General features: G+C 27.9%; 17 protein-coding genes, 1 tRNA gene and 1 riboswitch. Of the genes, 12 read left to right on the forward strand and 6 right to left on the reverse strand.

Going from position 1 to position 18,053, the window contains the following annotated elements; genetic code table 11:
• Positions 1 to 17: 17 nt before the first annotated feature.
• A tRNA-Ser gene (locus EG240_RS12010) sits at positions 18 to 101 on the reverse strand.
• 244 nt (positions 102 to 345) lie between these two features.
• Here EG240_RS12010 and EG240_RS12015 point away from each other — a divergent pair.
• The 5 genes from EG240_RS12015 (at position 346) to EG240_RS12035 (ending at position 5,998) form a co-directional block, all read left to right on the forward strand.
• Positions 346 to 1,524, forward strand: coding sequence for an acetyl-CoA C-acyltransferase (locus EG240_RS12015; RefSeq protein WP_125019635.1), 1,179 nt, complete (start codon positions 346 to 348; stop codon positions 1,522 to 1,524).
• 72 nt (positions 1,525 to 1,596) lie between these two features.
• Positions 1,597 to 2,358 (forward strand): C40 family peptidase, encoded by a 762-nt coding sequence (locus tag EG240_RS12020; RefSeq protein WP_125019636.1) that lies wholly within the window; start codon positions 1,597 to 1,599, stop codon positions 2,356 to 2,358.
• 57 nt (positions 2,359 to 2,415) lie between these two features.
• Positions 2,416 to 3,762, forward strand: coding sequence for a DEAD/DEAH box helicase (locus EG240_RS12025; protein ID WP_125019637.1), 1,347 nt, complete (start codon positions 2,416 to 2,418; stop codon positions 3,760 to 3,762).
• 150 nt (positions 3,763 to 3,912) lie between these two features.
• A complete protein-coding gene (locus EG240_RS12030) occupies positions 3,913 to 4,752 on the forward strand; it encodes an aldo/keto reductase (RefSeq protein WP_125019638.1) in 840 nt (279 codons plus the stop codon).
• 94 nt (positions 4,753 to 4,846) lie between these two features.
• The gene (locus tag EG240_RS12035; RefSeq protein ID WP_125019639.1) at positions 4,847 to 5,998 is read left to right on the forward strand and encodes a DEAD/DEAH box helicase; all 1,152 of its coding nucleotides are present in this window, start codon (positions 4,847 to 4,849) and stop codon (positions 5,996 to 5,998) included.
• A gap of 32 nt (positions 5,999 to 6,030) precedes the next feature.
• Here the strand turns inward: EG240_RS12035 and EG240_RS12040 are convergent, their stop codons facing one another.
• Positions 6,031 to 6,627 (reverse strand): hypothetical protein, encoded by a 597-nt coding sequence (locus EG240_RS12040; RefSeq protein WP_125019640.1) that lies wholly within the window; start codon positions 6,625 to 6,627, stop codon positions 6,031 to 6,033.
• Positions 6,628 to 6,646: 19 nt separating this feature from the next.
• Positions 6,647 to 7,903 (reverse strand): chloride channel protein, encoded by a 1,257-nt coding sequence (locus EG240_RS12045; RefSeq protein ID WP_125019641.1) that lies wholly within the window; start codon positions 7,901 to 7,903, stop codon positions 6,647 to 6,649.
• 21 nt (positions 7,904 to 7,924) lie between these two features.
• Positions 7,925 to 7,992, reverse strand: a riboswitch (Fluoride riboswitch).
• Between the two features lie 121 nt (positions 7,993 to 8,113).
• On the opposite strand from EG240_RS12045, the gene EG240_RS12050 reads away from it, so the two are divergent.
• The gene (locus tag EG240_RS12050) at positions 8,114 to 9,163 is read left to right on the forward strand and encodes a glycosyltransferase family 9 protein (RefSeq protein ID WP_125019642.1); all 1,050 of its coding nucleotides are present in this window, start codon (positions 8,114 to 8,116) and stop codon (positions 9,161 to 9,163) included.
• A gap of 67 nt (positions 9,164 to 9,230) precedes the next feature.
• Here EG240_RS12050 and EG240_RS12055 read toward each other — a convergent pair whose 3' ends face one another.
• On the reverse strand, positions 9,231 to 9,731 hold the full coding sequence (locus tag EG240_RS12055; protein ID WP_125019643.1) for a hypothetical protein: 501 nt from the start codon (positions 9,729 to 9,731) through the stop codon (positions 9,231 to 9,233).
• A gap of 213 nt (positions 9,732 to 9,944) precedes the next feature.
• On the opposite strand from EG240_RS12055, the gene EG240_RS12060 reads away from it, so the two are divergent.
• From EG240_RS12060 to EG240_RS12070, 3 genes are read left to right on the forward strand one after another with little or no spacing between them, the layout of a single operon-like run.
• Positions 9,945 to 10,475, forward strand: coding sequence for a YcxB family protein (locus EG240_RS12060; protein ID WP_125019644.1), 531 nt, complete (start codon positions 9,945 to 9,947; stop codon positions 10,473 to 10,475).
• A 26-nt stretch (positions 10,476 to 10,501) separates the two neighbouring features.
• Positions 10,502 to 11,509: a DKNYY domain-containing protein gene (locus EG240_RS12065; protein ID WP_125019645.1), complete on the forward strand. Its 1,008-nt coding sequence runs from the start codon at positions 10,502 to 10,504 to the stop codon at positions 11,507 to 11,509.
• Positions 11,502 to 12,350: an XAC2610-related protein gene (locus tag EG240_RS12070; protein ID WP_148096349.1), complete on the forward strand. Its 849-nt coding sequence runs from the start codon at positions 11,502 to 11,504 to the stop codon at positions 12,348 to 12,350. Before EG240_RS12065 ends, EG240_RS12070 begins: the two co-directional genes overlap by 8 nt.
• On the opposite strand, the gene EG240_RS12075 is transcribed toward EG240_RS12070, so the two are convergent.
• Positions 12,347 to 12,841, reverse strand: coding sequence for a thioredoxin family protein (locus EG240_RS12075; protein WP_125019647.1), 495 nt, complete (start codon positions 12,839 to 12,841; stop codon positions 12,347 to 12,349). The two genes, EG240_RS12070 and EG240_RS12075, sit on opposite strands and share 4 nt — an antisense overlap.
• 554 nt (positions 12,842 to 13,395) lie before the next feature.
• Between EG240_RS12075 and EG240_RS12080 the strand changes: the two genes are divergently transcribed.
• The 3 genes from EG240_RS12080 (at position 13,396) to EG240_RS12090 (ending at position 17,209) form a co-directional block, all read left to right on the forward strand.
• The gene (locus EG240_RS12080; RefSeq protein ID WP_125019648.1) at positions 13,396 to 14,004 is read left to right on the forward strand and encodes a rhodanese-like domain-containing protein; all 609 of its coding nucleotides are present in this window, start codon (positions 13,396 to 13,398) and stop codon (positions 14,002 to 14,004) included.
• 67 nt (positions 14,005 to 14,071) lie between these two features.
• Positions 14,072 to 16,525, forward strand: coding sequence for an ATP-binding response regulator (locus EG240_RS12085; protein WP_125019649.1), 2,454 nt, complete (start codon positions 14,072 to 14,074; stop codon positions 16,523 to 16,525).
• A gap of 114 nt (positions 16,526 to 16,639) precedes the next feature.
• Positions 16,640 to 17,209 carry a hypothetical protein gene (locus EG240_RS12090; RefSeq protein WP_125019650.1) on the forward strand — a complete coding sequence of 190 codons (570 nt, stop codon included), beginning with the start codon at positions 16,640 to 16,642 and terminating at the stop codon, positions 17,207 to 17,209.
• 403 nt (positions 17,210 to 17,612) lie between these two features.
• Here the strand turns inward: EG240_RS12090 and EG240_RS12095 are convergent, their stop codons facing one another.
• The gene (locus EG240_RS12095; RefSeq protein ID WP_235830378.1) at positions 17,613 to 17,912 is read right to left on the reverse strand and encodes a hypothetical protein; all 300 of its coding nucleotides are present in this window, start codon (positions 17,910 to 17,912) and stop codon (positions 17,613 to 17,615) included.
• Between the last annotated feature and the right edge of the window lie 141 nt (positions 17,913 to 18,053).

Here is an 18,053-nt window from a genome sequence, read left to right on the forward strand (position 1 = left end):
TGGTTATCTTTTTTTTGCGGAGAGACAGGGACTCGAACCCTGGCGACCCGTGAAGGTCGACAGATTAGCAATCTGCTCCATTACCGCTCTGGCACCTCTCCTACTAATCACATGTTTTTTATATCTGATAAGCGGTTGCAAATGTAGGATGTCTTTTTAAACTTCGCAAGTGTTTACACCTTTTTTTTAGTGTTTTTTTTTAAACATTCTTAAAATCAACAATGTACTAAACAAGATATTTTTATTGTTGATAAGAATTTACTTTGGTTTATAATAAATCCATCATTTTATTTAATAGTTCTGAGTTTTTTCTTATTTTCGCAATACAAACAAATAACATAAATTATGAGTAAAAAAGTTGTAATTGTATCGGCTGCTAGAACTCCAATCGGAAGTTTTATGGGAGCTCTTTCTTCAGTTCCTGCTCCAAAATTAGGAGCTGCTGCAATTAAAGGTGCATTAGATAAAATAAATTTAGACCCAAAATTAGTTGATGAAGTTTTAATGGGTAATGTTGTACAGGCTGGAGTTGGACAAGCTCCTGCTAGACAAGCTGCTTTATTTGCTGGCTTATCAAACGAAGTTGCTGCAACGACTATCAATAAAGTTTGTGCTTCTGGTATGAAAGCAATTATGCAAGGTGCCCAAGCTATTATGGCTGGAGATGCTAATATTGTTGTTGCTGGTGGTATGGAAAATATGAGTTTAATTCCTCATTATGCTAACTTAAGAAATGGTTCTAAATTTGGTCCAATGACAATGTTAGACGGAATGCAAAAAGATGGTTTAACAGACGCATACGATAATAATGCAATGGGAGTTGCTGCAGATTTATGTGCAACAGAACACAATATTACAAGAGAAGAACAAGATAACTTTGCAATTGATTCATATAAAAAATCGGCTGCTGCTTGGGAAGCTGGGAAATTTAATAACGAAATTGTTCCTGTAGCTGTTCCTCAACGTAAAGGTGATCCTATTATGGTTACTAAAGACGAAGAATACACAAATGTTAAGTTAGATAAAATCCCTGCTTTAAATGCAGTATTCACTAAAGAAGGAACTGTTACTGCCGCGAACGCTTCTACTATCAATGATGGTGCTGCTGCTGTAGTTTTAATGAGCGAAGAAAAAGCTTTAGAATTAGGTTTAAAACCATTAGCTTATATCAAAGGATATGCTGATGCTGCTCAAGAACCAGTTAAATTTACAACCGCTCCTGCTAAAGCATTACCTAAAGCTTTAGACAAAGCTGGAATTTCTTTAAGTGAAGTTGATTTCTTCGAATTTAATGAAGCATTTTCTGTAGTAGGATTAGCAAACTGCAAAATCTTAAACATCGACGGAAATAAAGTAAACGTTAATGGAGGTGCAGTTTCTTTAGGCCATCCACTTGGATGTTCTGGAGCAAGAATCGTTGTTACTTTAATCAATGTTTTAGAGCAAAACAATGCAAAATACGGTGCTGCTGCTATTTGTAATGGTGGTGGTGGTGCTTCTGCAATTGTAATTGAAAAAGCGTAACTAAAATAAAATATTCTTAAAATGGGTCTTATTTTATGATAAGACTCATTTTTACTTAAAATTCATAAATAAATGTTTGCAATCTGTAATCTTGCTATTGTTCCTTTAAGAATTGAACCTTCGGATAGAAGCGAAATGGTTTCTCAAGTTCTGTTTGGAGAACATTTTAAAATTATCGAACAAAATAAAAAATGGTCAAAAATTGAATTGGCTTCTGATAATTATCAAGGTTGGATTGATAACAAACAATTTATGAATATTAGCGAAGAGGAATTTGATTTTTTAGAAAATTCGAATCAATTCTTCAATGGTGATTTGATTGAATATATTACTAATGACAATCATTTTTTACTTCCTATTTCTTTAGGTAGCAATCTTACTTTTCTTACAAATAAAAAGATAAACACACAGAATTATATTTTTGACGGAAATTTAGTTACTGGAATTCAACCAAAAAGCAACATTCTTCAAACAGCTTTTATGTATTTGAACGCTCCGTATTTATGGGGTGGAAAAACACCTTTTGGAATTGATTGTTCTGGTTTTACTCAAATGGTTTATCGTTTAAACGGACATAATATTCCTCGAGACGCATCGCAACAAGCTACAATTGGCGAAGCTTTGAGTTTCATTGAAGAAAGTGAAGTTGGTGATTTAGCCTTTTTTGATAATGATGAAGGAAATATCACGCACGTTGGAATTATTATGGAAGACAACTACATCATTCACGCAAGCGGAAAAGTTCGTATTGACAGATTAGACCACTTGGGAATTCTGAATATAGATTCAGGACGTCATACTCATAAACTTCGTGTGATTAAAAAAATCATATAACAAATTTTTACCTTTTATTGCCGTAAAATAAATGTATCTTTGCACAAAATTTATTTTATGACAACATTTGAGCAATTTAATTTACCTAAATCTTTAGATAAAGCTTTAAACGAATTAGGAATTACTACCCCAACTCCTATCCAAGAAAAATCATTCAATGTAATTTTATCTGGTAGAGATGTTATGGGAATCGCTCAAACAGGAACAGGTAAAACTTACGCTTATTTACTTCCTATCCTAAAACAATGGAAATTTGCTAACACAGAAAATCCACGTTTAGTTATTTTGGTCCCAACTCGTGAACTTGTTGTTCAAGTAGCAGAAGAAGTTGAAAAACTTACCAAATATATGTCTATCCGTACTTTAGGGATTTATGGTGGCGTAAACATCAATACGCAACGTAAAAATTTAGCTGAAGGAGTTGATATTTTAGTAGGAACTCCAGGTCGAGTAATGGATTTGGCTTTAGATAATGTTTTACGTTTTGATGAAGTTCAAAAATTGGTTATTGACGAATTTGATGAAATCTTAAACTTAGGATTCCGAGTTCAGATTACTACGATTTTATCAATGATGAAAACCAAAAAACAAAACATCTTATTTTCTGCAACAATGACAGAAGAGGTTGATGATTTGTTAGATGAATATTTCGAATTTCCCGAAGAAGTTTCATTGGCACCTTCAGGAACTCCATTAGAAAAAATCAAACAATACGGTTATCACGTTCCAAATTTTCTTACGAAACTAAATATCTTAAAAGATTTATTACATCGTAATGAAGATATGAGTCGTATTTTGATTTTCGTTAATAATAAACGAATTGCAGATTATGTATTGGATGCTTTAGAAACTGAATTTCCAGAACAATTTGGAGTAATCCATTCAAATAAAACTCAGAATTATCGTTTAAATACAATGGCTTCGTTTCAAGATGGTGAAATTAGAGGACTTGTTACCACAGATATTATGGCACGTGGTTTAGATATTTCTGACATTACACACGTAATCAACTTACAGTTTTCAGAAATTCCTGAGCAATATATTCACAGAATTGGCCGTACTGGTCGTCAAGACAAAGACGGAATTGCTATAAGTTTTATTGATCCAAAAGAAGAAGAAAAGCAAGTTGAAACAGAAATGTTAATGAACCACGAAATCGAAATTCTTCCTATTCCAGAAGATGTAGAAATTGAAGTTCAAAAACTAGAATTCGAAAAAGATAAACAAACTATTGTTTTCAAAAAGAAAAAAATAGATCCAGAAAAAGGAGCTTCTTTTCACGAAAAGAAAGACAAGAACAAAAAAGTAAATTTAGGCGGACCTAGTAAAACAAAACCGCGTAAAACCGCTTCTAGAAACCGTGGTGTTGAAAGAAAACGTGACGCCAAAAAGAAAAGTAAATAATCTAAGCTTTACTTACAATTTATATAAAAATGCTTTTAATATTAATTTATTAAAAGCATTTTTCTTTTTTAAATAAAACGAAACTTTAAAAAAATCATAAGGAAGTCAAAAACAAAAAATGTTTATGTAATTTTAAAGAAAAATTTTAAAATGAAAACATTCAAATTAAGTAATGCAATCGAAATACCGGCAATTGGGTTTGGAACTTGGCAAATTGAAGATGGAGAAAAGGTTATAAATGCTGTATTAAATGCAATTGACGAAGGTTACAGACATATCGATACCGCTTTCTTTTATCATAATGAAAAAGGAATTGGCCAAGCTATAAAACAAGCTCCAATTAGAAGAGAAGAACTTTTTATCACTACCAAAGTTTGGAACACAGACCGCGGATTTGAACAAACTTTAAAAGCATTCGAAACATCTTTACAAAATTTACAACTTGATTATATCGATTTGTATTTGATTCATTGGCCAGCAAATGAAGTACAATTTGAAAATTGGAAAGAAATTAATTCACAAACATGGAAAGCTTTAGAAAAATTGTACAAAGACGGAAAGGTTAAAGCGATTGGTGTTTGCAATTTTATGGTAAATCATTTAGAAGCATTATTAGAAACTTGTGAAATTAAACCAATGATTAATCAGATTGAATTTCATCCTGGTCATACTCAACCAGAAGTTGTTGCATTTTGTAAACAAAACGATATTTTGCTTGAAGCTTGGAGTCCAATTGGTCAAGGTAAAATTTTAGATAATGATTTATTGAAATCAATTGCTAAAAAACACAATGTAAATGTTGCTCAACTTTGTATTCAATTTGCTTTGCAACAAGGAATTTTACCTTTGCCTAAATCAGAAACACCAATAAACATTAAAAACAATTTACACCTTCCTGAATTTGAAATTTCTGATGAAGATTTAAATACGATTTTAAAAATGCCTTCAACAGGTTTTACAGGATTAAATCCGAATGAAGTAACTTTCTAAAAATAAAACTAAAAGCAATCGTAATCGGTTGCTTTTTTTCATAAAGTCAGTCAAATTTAGTTAACTTTGCATTTCAATAATTTAATTTTCATAAATGCAATCATTTCACGATCTTGGCTTAACAGCAAATCTTATTAAAAACATCGAAAAACTAGGTTACCAAAAACCTTTTCCAATTCAAGAACAAGCAATTCCAGCTATTCTTTCAGGAAAAGATGTAATGGGAATTGCAAAAACCGGATCAGGAAAAACAGCAAGTTTTGTTTTACCGATTTTAGAAAAATTACAAAAATCAACTTCAGTTCGAAACAGAAATATTTCTGCTTTAATATTAGTACCAACTCGTGAATTAGCGATTCAAATTCAGAATGTTTTTGTTGATTTTAATCAGCAATTAAGTCGTTCAATTAAAACGATGGCAGTTTATGGTGGAATTTCTATCAATCCGCAAATGAAAGGAATGATTGGTGTTGAAGTTTTGATTGCAACTCCAGGTCGTTTGATTGATTTGATTGAACATAACGCATTAAGTTTAGAAGAAGTTTCGATTTTTGCAGTTGACGAAGCTGACAAAATGTTTCAAATGGGATTTGATGAAGAAATGAATAAAATCATTGCTTTGCTTCCTAAAAAGCGTCAGAATTTATTATTTTCAGCTACATTGAATGATAAGGTTCAAGAAATGAAATCGCGTTTAGTGATTGAGCCAATTATTATTGAAATTGAAACTCCAGCAAACGAACAAACTGAGGTTCAGATTGAACAAAGTGCTTTTGCAGTTACTTTAGAAAGAAAAGGTCCTTTTTTACGTTACTTAATAAAATCTAATGATTTCAAACAGGTTTTAGTTTTTGTATCATCATCAAGAACGGCAGATAATTTAACTGAAAAATTAAACAAAAACGGAATTAAAGCAGCTTCAATGCATGGGAAAAAATCTCAAGGTTCAAGATACAATGCTTTAGATGATTTTAAGACCGGAGCAATTGATGTTTTAATTGCAACTGATTTAATTGCTCGTGGAATTCATATTGATGATTTACCAATTGTAATCAATTACGAATTACCTCGTTCACCACTTGATTATGTTCACAGAATTGGTAGAACTGGTCGTGCAAATGCGATTGGAAAAGCTATTAGTTTGATTACTCCAGAGGATGAACATCATTTTAAAATAATCCAAAAGAAAGCAAAAATTAGAATTGCATTACAATCTTCAGAAGAAATAAACCTTCAAGGTTTTTAATATATTAAGCAAACTCAAAAGGTTTGCTTTTTTTAATCTTCGATATAATTTAAATAATTGATATTTAATTGAACTAAATAATCACTCAAAATTGAAGTATGAACGAATTTCATAACTTTCGATAATCGTTCACGATATTCAAATTGTAAATCTTCATGAAGTTTGTCGTACAAAGTAACAACAGCTTTAATTCGAGTTGCTTGATAAATAAAATGCAAATCAGCTTTATAACCAAGATTATTTTCTTGATACAAATTATAGAAGGTATCAAAAGTTTCTTCTAAAATTAATAACCGTAAATCAAGTTCGCTTTCTTTATTTTTGGTAATTGAAGCATGTTCATTCACCAAACCGCTCGCTGCTTTTAAATACCCAGTTAATTCTTTGTGTTTATAATATAGCGTTTTTTTAGAAATCCCTTTTTCTGTTCGTTCAAAAACTTTTTCTAATTCAGCTTTTACATTTTGAATGCGCTCAATTAAATCATCTTCATTCTCAAGAAGATTGAAATGTAATTGCTCCATTAACTTTTTATCCTTATTTATCAAACGAACCAAAAGTTTATCTTTTTCTTTCTCAGATTGATTTAATATCGCTTCTTTAAGTTCGGGTTGCTGATTTAAAGTCATTGTTTTAAATAATTAAAGGTTACAATTCACTGATTCGTTTACCTAAAAATTCAGGTCTTTTGAATAGCTTAAAGTTAGTAACTTTTTGCTTATTAAAAATACTTGTGTAACCTGAAGTAAAATAAGCTACGATACAAGTAATCAATGCATAAGGTAAAATCTCAAAACCAAACAATTCAACTGCTAAAATCAAACAAGCAATTGGTGTATTTGCAGCGCCAGAGAAAACACTTACAAATCCTAAAGCAGCTAAAATTCCGATTGGTAACGGCAAAAAAGTGGATACAAAACTTCCTAAAGTAGCTCCTACAAAAAACAAAGGAGTAACTTCTCCACCTTTAAAACCACTTCCTAAAGTAATTGACGTAAAAATAATTTTAAACAAAAAAACTTCAAAACCTTGAGCTTGGTCAAAAGCATTCAAAATAGTATTAATACCAATTCCTAAATAAATATGGGTATTCAAAACTAAAGTTAAAATCAAAACTAGCAGTCCACCAACAAATAATCGGTAAGGTAAATGCGGAATGTATCTTGCGAAATATTTATGAATATTGGTCAGTGAAAAATTAAAGAAACGAGCACTTAATCCAAAAATTAAACCTGCAACAATTAGATAGAAAATGTAAATATATTCAAATGTTGGAATCTGTTTTACATCATAAAATGTATGTTCTAAACCTAATAAAGAAGAGAAAAACTCAACCAAAAAAGCGACATAAATCACACTTAAAGCTCCTTTGAAATTAGGTTTTCCGATATTAAAAAATTCAAAGGCGAAAAAAACAGCAGTAAATGGCGTTCCAAAAACAGCACTAAAACCACCAGCTACGGCGACTTTCACTAAAATATGACGTTCTTTATCCGAAAATTTAAACATACGAATTAGAAAATCAACATAACCACCAGCAATTTGCAAACCTGCTCCTTCTCTACCCGCGGAACCACCAAAAAGATGCGTAGCAATTGTTCCAAAATAAACCAAAGGCGTCGAAATCAAAGGAATTCGCTTAATAGAACTATAATAAGCATCAATTAAAAGATTGTTTCCTCCTTCACTTGATTTTCCCAAAAGATGATAAACATAACCTATAAACAAACCAGCAAACGGTAGAAAATAAACTAAATATTCATTTTTTGTTCTGATATCAGTTACAGCATCCAAAGAAAACAGAAAGAAATGAACAGAAAGTTCAACCACAAGAGCCAAAACACTTAGAAGTAAAACCCATTTTAAGTTACTATAGAATCCTGACTTAAAAAAATTAAGCATCATAAAATCGTTTCAAAAATATTTAAAAAATCAGGCGTCATCAGCTTTTAAAAGCGGTTTAAATCAGGAAGAACACCATTTCCTAGAAAAGTATGCAAATTTACTTCATTGATATTTAATTGAAAAATATATTTCTCATTTAATTAAAATTGATAAACATTTTCTAAGTAATGGCTATATTTGCAATATATTATTTCACTTATTTATACAATTATGAGTTTACTTAAAAAGGTAAATATTTTTCGCCGTGGTTTAATGAAAGGAATCACAAAAAATATTGGAGAATCTAAATTAATAACAAACGGAGAACAGATAAATAAAGAAGAAGTAAAACGTATTTTGATAACTCGACCAAATCACCGTTTGGGAAATCAGTTATTGATTACGCCATTAATTCAAGAGCTTACGGCGACTTTTCCGAATGCAAAAATCGATTTGTTTTTGAAAGGAGGCGTTGGGAATATTTTATTTGAAAATTACACCCAAGTTGACCAAAAAATCAATCTTCCTAAAAAACATTTTAAAGAGTTAGGGAAATATATCGGAGGTTGGTTTCGCTTAAAAAAATACAATTATGATATTGTAATCAATGTTGCAAAAAACTCATCATCAGGTAGATTATCAACTAAATTAGCCAATTCGAAATATAAATTTTTTGGATTAGATGAATCTGAATTCACTCATAAATTTGAAAATTTAAATCATATTGCGAAATTTCCAGTTTATAGTTTCAGAGAAAGTATTTCTCATTTGGGGCTTGAACCAAACTTATCAACGGTTCCTCCATTGAAAATGATGCTTTCGAAAGAAGAAATTGCAAAAGGAAAAATTGATTTAGCAAAACTAAAAGAAAAGGATGCAAAAACCATCGCTTTATTTACGTTTGCAACTGGAGCAAAATGTTATTCAAAAGAATGGTGGTCAACTTTTTATAACGACTTAAAAACTACTTTACCAGATTATAATATTATTGAAGTTTTACCTGTAGAAAATGTTTCACAATTAGATTTTTCAATTCCTCATTATTATAGTAAAGATGTTAGAGAAATTTGTGGATTCTTTGCTAATTGTGATGTTTTTATTGGTGCTGATAGCGGAATCATGCATTTGGCAACTGCTTCTGGAGTTCCAACATTAGGATTGTTTTCGGTTACGCAACCAGATACATATCAACCATACGGAAATCACAGCAAAGGAATTAATACAAATACAACCTCAAATGCAGAAATCATTCAAGATGCTAAACAAATTCTTGAATTGTAGAATAAACAAAAGGACTTCAAAATTAATTGAAGTCCTTTTTCATTAGCATAGATTTATAGATAATTATCTATAATTTTTTTATTGGAGCGTTTTCTAAACCTAAACTACGAATGGTAGCATCATAATCAGAAAAATCTCTTTTATATTGTAAACGTCCTGGAACCACAACAATTCTAAATATTTGATTATAAAGATAAGTGCTCTTATGTTCATTACTTAAAGAATATAAATCGAAATTTGCTTCCAAAAAAATTCTAAAATCTCTTTTAGTAAAGTCATAATTATAATCAAATTCATCCCCATTATTAAAATAAACCGTTTGAGGAATTAAACGCCACACATCAGCTCCATTATCTTTACCATATAATCGGTAAATTAAAATGTGGTCAGAAGATAAAATATCTCTAGAAAAACGACCGACTACCGAAAAATCATTATTGTTAAAAGAAGCTGGGAATTCAAAAACTTCTGCTTCGAAAATTTGGTTTTCTCTAACGTCATTAACTTCGCAACTTTGTAAAGAAGCTAATCCGACAATCGCTGTAAATAATAATATAATTTTTTTCATGTCTATAATTTTTTATATTGTTGTTGTAAAGATAGTTTCATTAACTGTGCCAAAAAAATATTTTTTTATGATTTTTTTTGAATTCTAATTATTTTCAAAACCAAGGTAATTGTCTAAAACCTACCTATTCTATTTAATTTCAATATTTTGAGAATCATAAATCAATAGTCATTTTTTTTAATTATATTTAAATTATATAAAAACCAACTTAAAATGAAAATAGAATATCAGATTACAAAACAAGATTTTTTAGCGTTTCAATTATTTTTTACATCGCAATCAAAGCAAGTAAAAAAAATCAAATTAAGAAGTACAATAATGCTTTTTGCCTTCTTTATGATAGCTGCAATATTTTGTTATATTAAAGTAAATATGTTTAGTACTGTTTATTTTATAGTCGTTGCAATACTTTCAATATTTATATTTCCGCCTTTATATAAACGAAAATTGAAAAAAAATTTAATTAAGTTTTGCGAAGAGAATTATAAAAATATCGGAGATCAAAAAACGATTTTAGAATTCGAAAAAGAATCTATTTATTCAAAAAGTAAAATGGGCGAATCTCGTTTGAATGTTTCTGAAATAGAAAAAATAGATGAAACGGAATTGTACTTTTTTATAAAATTATCTAACGCACTAACATTAATAATTCCAAAATCAGAAATTGAAAATGTTGACGTATTAAGAACAAAATTAAAATCTTATGAAATAGAATTTAATTCATTATTAAATTGGAAATGGTAGTTTAAATTTTATACAATAACTAAATTATGAAAAAGATAATTCATAAAATAATGCTTTTAACTATATTGATTTCAGTAATTTCTTGCTCCCCGAAACAAGAATTAGGAAATAATTATTTCTTAGATAATGGTAAAATAATATATCGGTACAAAAGTTCAACTGTGAGTTGGCCAGTAAATCCATTAGAAAATAAATATATGGATGTTGAAAATGCTGACGTAGAATCATTCACTGCTTTAGAACCGTACGGATACGCAAAAGATAAAAATAACTTTTATTACAAAGGAAATAAAATTGAGAATATTGATTATGCTACTTTTGAAGTGAGTGGAAATTCTTCAACGGGAATAGCAAAAGATAAAAATTACGTTTACCAATATAGTAATCCAAATATTAAAATCGAAAATATTGATGCAAAAACGTATCAAAAAGTTATTTTTCCGAAATCAACCAAAGTTTGGTATAAAGATAAAAATCATTTTTACTTAAATAATGAACCCATTAAGGTTGATGTAAATACGTTTACAGCTTTAAATGAAAATTTTTATGCCGATTCTGATCATATTTATTATTTTAAGAGAGACAAATCTTTTGATTCATTCAAAGAACCAGATATCTTAAATCAAAAGTTAATCGATACAGTTCAAAAATTACAAACTAATAATTACATTTATACAATTACTGAAAATCTAAACTTGAAGCGTATTCCAATAAAAAAGGATTCTAAAATTCAATTTTTCAATTCGTATTTTGCTTTTATAATTGTTGATAATCAGGTTTATTGTAATGGTGATTTGATGGATGAAGTTGATTTTGATACTTTCGAATTCTTTACTTATCCAAATTCAAAATCACCAACAGAGTTCTCAAAAGATAAAAATCATGTTTACTATTATGACGAAATCTTAGTTGGAGCGGATCCGAAAACAGCTAAACTTAATGATAAAAATCAACTCGTTGATGGCGATTATAAGTGGGTTCCAGATTTATATTCAACAAACAATAATATTTTTAAAGAGAAAATTGATGAATAGTTTGATATTAAAAATTGAATACCTCCTTTTGATTTTTATTGCATTATTTTTTCAATCTTGTGATATAATCAAAGATCATAATTTTAATAAAAAAATAGAAATCGTAGAAAATGTTACAACCTTTGAGCAAGATTCAATTAATTCAATAAAACGTTTTGAAATTGGATTAGAAAAAGCTTTATTGAAATCAAATGCAAATTTTGATAAAAATAAGTATTTCGAAGAATATGACGAATTGATTGATAGTATTCCTTTTAGAGTTGAAATAAATTTGGATTATCATTTTGTAAATTCTGAACCTCATTTAATCATCAAACAATTTAATCCTTCTGATATTTCGATAACTATTTTTTCTAAAGACAAAGGGAAATTCAATAAAAGATTTTCAGAAAAACAATGGTCTTTGAGTCATGAACAAGATTATATCAAAGATGTAAATGGAGATGGCATAAAAGATTTTATCAACGTACATTATTCTCCTTCTGGATGTTGTTTGAGATATTTAAATAAAGTTTATTTATTTGACAATTCTCTAAAATTATTTTCAGAGAACATTGAATTTATGAATCCGACATTCTCTCCGACTGAAAAAATTATCCGTGGTATTTGTTATGGCCATTCTGGAGAAACAGAATTGTATAAATACAAATGGAATAACAAACAAGTTGATACGTTGGAATACATTTCTTATCAAAAAAATGAAAACGAAGTAAAAACAGGGAAATTTGTAGTTTCGAAAAAGCAATTTATCGAAGAAAATTCTGATATTATTAAAATAATAAATCAATTACCAAAAGAATATTATCAAATAAATGATATTGACTGGTTTATAGGATTTTAATTTTTATAATTATTTAAAAAATCAATCACTTTTTGAGAATCATACGTTATGCCGTTTTCAAAAGAACTACTTTCTTGAAGCTTTAAAACATTACCGTTTTTATCCAAAATAATAAAAAATGGATAGCCTAATTTATTTCCTTCCGGCGCATATTTTGCAAATACATCTGGATTTTTGTTTTCCGTTGAATAATTAAGATGATAATACAAATAATTTTTAGCTAAATTGGCACGAACTGCTTTATCTTTTTTTCTAAAATCATCAAAACGTAAACACCAAACACACCAATTTCCTCCAGCTTGGAGAATAACATTTTTGTTTTCCTTTTTAGCTCGAACTAATAAAGCATTGATTTTGGTATCTGCATTGTCTTCTGGATGATATGGTTTAACCAATTTATTTGTTTTCTTGTCATTTTTATTTTGTGCTAAAACTTGAGTTGTACACATAAATTGAAAACTAATAAAAAATAAGATGATTGGTAATTTCATACAAAAATTATTTAAAAATTAAAGTTACACATTATTCCAATTAGAAAAAAACAAAAACTCATAATTGCTCAGTTTTATAACAAAATGAACTCACCTAATTATATTCGTTCTCATATTAAAACCATATAAATACCATCAAAATATTTTCTAGAATGAAATGAATATAAAATTGAAAATTACCTGAAATCAGGGATTTTATAATATCGAAAACAGTAATAAATTTGTATCAACAAAAGGAAACATATAAAATGCTTTCTGAGTTAAAAAAGAAAAGTTAGAAAAAGAAAAAAAGTTGTTTATTAAATGGAGCTTAACCTACCTCTTAAGCATAATAAGGAAGTGTAAAAAATCACTTCCTTTTTTATTTTATTAAAATTGATTTAAATCAAAAATCGGTTTAAATTAGAATATTCATTTGGAAATCGCCCTCGAAATAGTCCTTAACAATTTAGAAAAACAATACTTTACTATTATAAAATCAGACTTTTAAATAAAAAAACAATTATATTTATTATCGTGTTTTAAAAATTTTATTTACTAAAAAAATTATAGCAATGAAAAAAGTATTTTTTTTTACAATTTGTTGTTTAGCAACTACCTTAATGTATTCCCAAAATATAAAAAAATCAGAAGATTTGAGTAAAGAAATTGAATATCCAAAAGCTTTAATTGATTATGAAGATTTTAAAAATCTTGTAACAGAAGTTGAAACACATCGAGCTAATCGTTTGATAAACCTTGATAAATTTTTAGAAATGAGTAAAAAACAGAACGTTGTAATTTTAGACACTCGATCTGATTATAGATTTGAAAGAAAGCATCTAAAAGGAGCTATTCATTTAGATTTTACTGATTTTACACAAGAAAATTTACAAAAACTAGTACCCGATACAAATACAATAATTTTGATTTATTGTAATAATAATTTCAAAGGAGACCAAATTGATTTTGCTACAAAAATGTACAAACCTAATAATGGACCTGAAACTCAAATATTAAGTAACAGAAAACCAATAATGTTGGCATTAAACATTCCAACATACATTAATCTTTATGGATATGGTTATAAAAACATCTATGAATTAGATGAATTAGTTGATGTAAATGATAGTAGAATTCAATTTGAAGGAACAGAATTTAATAAAGCTTTGAGCTTTTTTTAATGTTTTAAGATTTTTTTTGCATGTGATTTCGTTTCATTTTTATAACTTTCCTGTTTAAAAATTTCAAATGAATAACGATAAATCGATAAAACTAAAACTCACACTTGGTTACATTTTACTTGGTGCAACTGCACTATTTTCGATTTGGTATTTACTTACAGAAATAAAAAAAATCAATTCGCCACGAGAAGAACTTCTACGAGAAAATGATGTCATCTTTGCTGTCGGAAATACGATTAACACCATTTACGGAACAGAATCAATAGGTAGAATTGCATTAATTACTACTTCAAATAAAGATATCAATCGATATAAAAATCAACTAGATAGCGTAAAAAAACAATTAAATAATTTCAAAGATTTAATTGACAACGAACTGATTATTCACAAAATAGATACTATACAAATTTTACTTTCTGACAAAGAGAAAAATTTCAATGAAATCGTTTATCTAAAAAAGAAATATATAAATTCTGACAATTTCAATCAAGCCTTTGAAAAGTTTCGAAATGAAAAAAAGAAATTAGATTCTTATGCAGATGTAAATATTGAAAATGTTCAATCTGAAAAAAAATCATTAATTCAACGTATCTTTAATTCTACTGATGAAGAGGAAGAAAAGAGAAATCTTGAAAAAGTAATACAAAATAGAATTAAAATTGAAGAACAACATCAACTGAAACGCGATAGTTTAGCAAATCAAGCTGAACAAATTTTTAATGAAGCGATTCAAAAAGAAAGTAAACTTCAAAATCAATATATTGAAAAAGAAGAACGCCTATTTATTGAAAACAAATATCTTACGGAAGAAATCAAACTTTTATTAGCTCAAATTGAACAAAATGTAATTGACAATTCAACCGAAAAAATTAGAATTTCTAAAGAGAAAATTGAAAAAACTACTACAGATGTTATTTATGTTGGTGCTGTTGCTTTGCTTTTTGTAATTATCTTAGGATTTATTGTAATTCGAGATTTAAATCGTAGTCATCGATATAAAAAAGAACTTGAACTGTTAAATAGTGATTTAGAAAAATTAATGCGTCAAAAATCAATGTTTTTCGCAACTGTTACACATGATATTGTTTCGCCTTTAAATTCATTAGTTGGTTTTACTGAACTTTTAGAAAATACTTTACAAACAAAAACTCAAAAAAAATACATCAAAAATATAAAGTATTCAACGGCATATATTCGCAACTTATCCAATGATTTGATAGATTTTTCGAAATTAGAATACAATAAAATCGTTTTGAAAAAGCAAACGTTTCAATTTCTTGAATTGATGGAAAGTACGTTTGAACCATTGACCGATACTGCAAATCAAAAAAATATTGACTTAAACTATAAAATTGATGAATCGTTAAATGATTATTTTTATTCTGACCCGTATCGAATCAAGCAAATTTTAACAAATATTACCACAAATGCTATAAAATTCACGAATCAAGGTGAAGTAATGGTTGATGCAACTATCGAAAATAACGAAATTAAAATAACGATTGAAGATACTGGAATTGGTATTGAAAAAGAACATCAATCTGAAATATTTAAAGAATTTAAACAGGCTCATGGTGCTATTGAAAAGATTTATGGAGGAACTGGTTTAGGTTTAAATATTTCGAAAGGTTTAGTTGAGCTTTTGGGTGGAAGAATTGCATTTGAAAGTGAATATGGAAAAGGAACTCGATTTACAATTTACTTACCAAAAGTGAGAAAAACTATTGATTCTGTAGAAAACAACAAACTTTATTTTGATAATGATAAGCAATTGATTCACAAAAAAATATTAATTATTGATGATGATTCAATGCAATTGCAATTAATTTCTGAAATTCTAAAAGATAAAGTTGCACAAATCTCAACATTAAATAATGGCGAACTATTGGATTCGATTTTACAAACAGAATCTTTTGATTTGATTGTTTCGGATATTCAAATGCCAAATTGTAACGGATATCAAATTATCGAAAAAATCCGTTCGAATACAGCTTATCAAAACATTCCTGTGATTGCTTTTACAGGAAAAATAGATTTAGATGAAAAAGAATTTCAAAAACTTGGTTTCAATGCTGTAATTCACAAACCAATAGAAATAGATAATTTATTATTTGAAATACATCGAATCTTAGAAATCAACATTGTAAATCAAACAACTAAAAACGAAATTCAAAAAAACTTTGACTTTGATGATTTTAGTTTAACTAAAATATTCGCTTTTTGTGATAACGATGAAACAGCAGCTAAAAACATCATTAATTTATTTATTGAAGAAACTTTCGAAAATATTGAGCAATTAGAAAGTGCTTCATTTGAATATGATTTAAAAAGCATTGAAAATATTTCACATAAAATGCTTCCGATGTTTAAACAATTGGAAATAATTTCGTTGGTTGGTAAACTTTTTAAATTAGAAAGAGAAGCTCAAAATTTCGATAAAGAATCTTTAATAAAATATGTTTCTATTTTAAAAATCGAGATTGAACAAATTATATATAAAATTCAGAAAGTTGAATTGTAATTAAAAATGACTTTCTAAAAAACAACATTAAACAACTAATAATAAAGTGTTTAATCATAATAAATTATATATTAGTAATAATGATTTAATTATATATTAAAAAGTAATTTACTAATGATGAAAAACCAATACAACCTTAAGATAATTAGATATTTTGTTTGGTTTGCTCCTTTATTTATGTTTTCAAGTTTTTTAATTCATCTTTTTATACCTGTAAATCAAGGCATAGACGTAGAAAATTATACATTTGTCTTGATTTCTCTGATTATAATGTTCTTAAATTGTATTGCTTTATTGATTGTTACGGTTTATGATACAAATAAAACTACGAAAGGAAAAATATTTAATAGAATTAGTTTGTTTTTTGGAACACCGATACTGTTTGTAATTTTATTTTTTTATGGAGTCATATTTTCAATGCAAATCAGTCATGAAAAAACAAAATATCTACGTGATGACTGTTTAATGAAACGGAAAAATATTTTCATTTCAGAAAATAACTATAATTATTCTGCAGGTTATTGCAATACTGCAGAACAAGATTCAATAATCATTGTTGAGGTTTATCGGTGGGGAACCATTCGTAAATGTGGGATAATTTTAGACAATGTTTACCAAGAAATTGATACTTCTAAAATAACGTTTCTTACTGAAAATCATAAAAAAGAAATTCTGAGTTATTAAAGAATATATTTTAAAAATGAGAAAACACACTATTATTTTTTAGTTTTATACCATTAGCTTGTAAAGATGTAAAAACGGAAGAAAAAACTAATAAAAAATAAGAATCGAAAAAGAAATAAACACAGTTAATATTACCAAAACATTGATAGCTTAGCAAATTTAGAATATTACTTTTAAGAAAGAGTTCCGGAATTGTTGAATGAATAACAAGTTTTAAATGAGTTGAAAATATTGGATAATTATCAAGTAGAAAACCTTTAAATCCGTTGTATTTAGAAGATGATTTTAATGTTGACGGAAATTTAAACATTTTACTTCCCATTTTTGAAATTAAAACGTGTAACTGAATACGTTTATTTTCATAAAACGTGCTAAATAAAAAATTGAATTTATTAACATCACACTAGACACTTTTTTTTATAAGATTGGAATAGATCCAAGTAATTGTAAAAGTTGGTATAAAATCTAAACCAGGCATTATTTCTTCTATAAAAGCAAAAACTCCACCTACTTTCCCTATTGTTCCTTTAAACATTCTTGTAATCAAAAATGCAGATATTGGAGCCCAAATCACATCGGTAAATTCCCCGAAAAAGGGAACAACATAGGATAAATAACCAACAAAATCTAAAAGCAAACAAAGAATAAGTTTTCCATATTTTACATTTGATTTAACTGTTGGATTAACAACCATTTCTGTCATATCAATTTATATTAAATGATTTCTGTATAAACAAATTGAATGCCAATTTAATTCGAAATTTTAAATAGAATAAAAAGTCATTTTTTTAAAAGTACATCAACAAGTTCAAAATAAATAGATTATATAATTTAAAGATCAAAA

Origin of the sequence: Paenimyroides tangerinum (assembly GCF_003865405.1) — a bacterium.
Classification (GTDB): domain Bacteria; phylum Bacteroidota; class Bacteroidia; order Flavobacteriales; family Flavobacteriaceae; genus Flavobacterium; species Flavobacterium tangerinum.

Excerpts from the sequence above, each read along its gene's own strand:
- EG240_RS12090 (WP_125019650.1), top strand. The coding sequence starts at position 16,640 with ATGATGAAAAACCAATACAACCTTAAGATAATTAGATATTTTGTTTGG.
- EG240_RS12060 (WP_125019644.1), top strand. The coding sequence starts at position 9,945 with ATGAAAATAGAATATCAGATTACAAAACAAGATTTTTTAGCGTTTCAA.
- EG240_RS12050 (WP_125019642.1), top strand. The coding sequence starts at position 8,114 with ATGAGTTTACTTAAAAAGGTAAATATTTTTCGCCGTGGTTTAATGAAA.
- EG240_RS12035 (WP_125019639.1), top strand. The coding sequence starts at position 4,847 with ATGCAATCATTTCACGATCTTGGCTTAACAGCAAATCTTATTAAAAAC.
- EG240_RS12055 (WP_125019643.1), bottom strand. The coding sequence starts at position 9,731 with ATGAAAAAAATTATATTATTATTTACAGCGATTGTCGGATTAGCTTCT.
- EG240_RS12080 (WP_125019648.1), top strand. The coding sequence starts at position 13,396 with ATGAAAAAAGTATTTTTTTTTACAATTTGTTGTTTAGCAACTACCTTA.
- EG240_RS12085 (WP_125019649.1), top strand. The coding sequence starts at position 14,072 with ATGAATAACGATAAATCGATAAAACTAAAACTCACACTTGGTTACATT.
- EG240_RS12020 (WP_125019636.1), top strand. The coding sequence starts at position 1,597 with ATGTTTGCAATCTGTAATCTTGCTATTGTTCCTTTAAGAATTGAACCT.
- EG240_RS12015 (WP_125019635.1), top strand. The coding sequence starts at position 346 with ATGAGTAAAAAAGTTGTAATTGTATCGGCTGCTAGAACTCCAATCGGA.
- EG240_RS12095 (WP_235830378.1), bottom strand. The coding sequence starts at position 17,912 with ATGACAGAAATGGTTGTTAATCCAACAGTTAAATCAAATGTAAAATAT.
- EG240_RS12040 (WP_125019640.1), bottom strand. The coding sequence starts at position 6,627 with ATGACTTTAAATCAGCAACCCGAACTTAAAGAAGCGATATTAAATCAA.
- EG240_RS12045 (WP_125019641.1), bottom strand. The coding sequence starts at position 7,903 with ATGATGCTTAATTTTTTTAAGTCAGGATTCTATAGTAACTTAAAATGG.
- EG240_RS12025 (WP_125019637.1), top strand. The coding sequence starts at position 2,416 with ATGACAACATTTGAGCAATTTAATTTACCTAAATCTTTAGATAAAGCT.
- EG240_RS12075 (WP_125019647.1), bottom strand. The coding sequence starts at position 12,841 with ATGAAATTACCAATCATCTTATTTTTTATTAGTTTTCAATTTATGTGT.
- EG240_RS12070 (WP_148096349.1), top strand. The coding sequence starts at position 11,502 with ATGAATAGTTTGATATTAAAAATTGAATACCTCCTTTTGATTTTTATT.
- EG240_RS12065 (WP_125019645.1), top strand. The coding sequence starts at position 10,502 with ATGAAAAAGATAATTCATAAAATAATGCTTTTAACTATATTGATTTCA.
- EG240_RS12030 (WP_125019638.1), top strand. The coding sequence starts at position 3,913 with ATGAAAACATTCAAATTAAGTAATGCAATCGAAATACCGGCAATTGGG.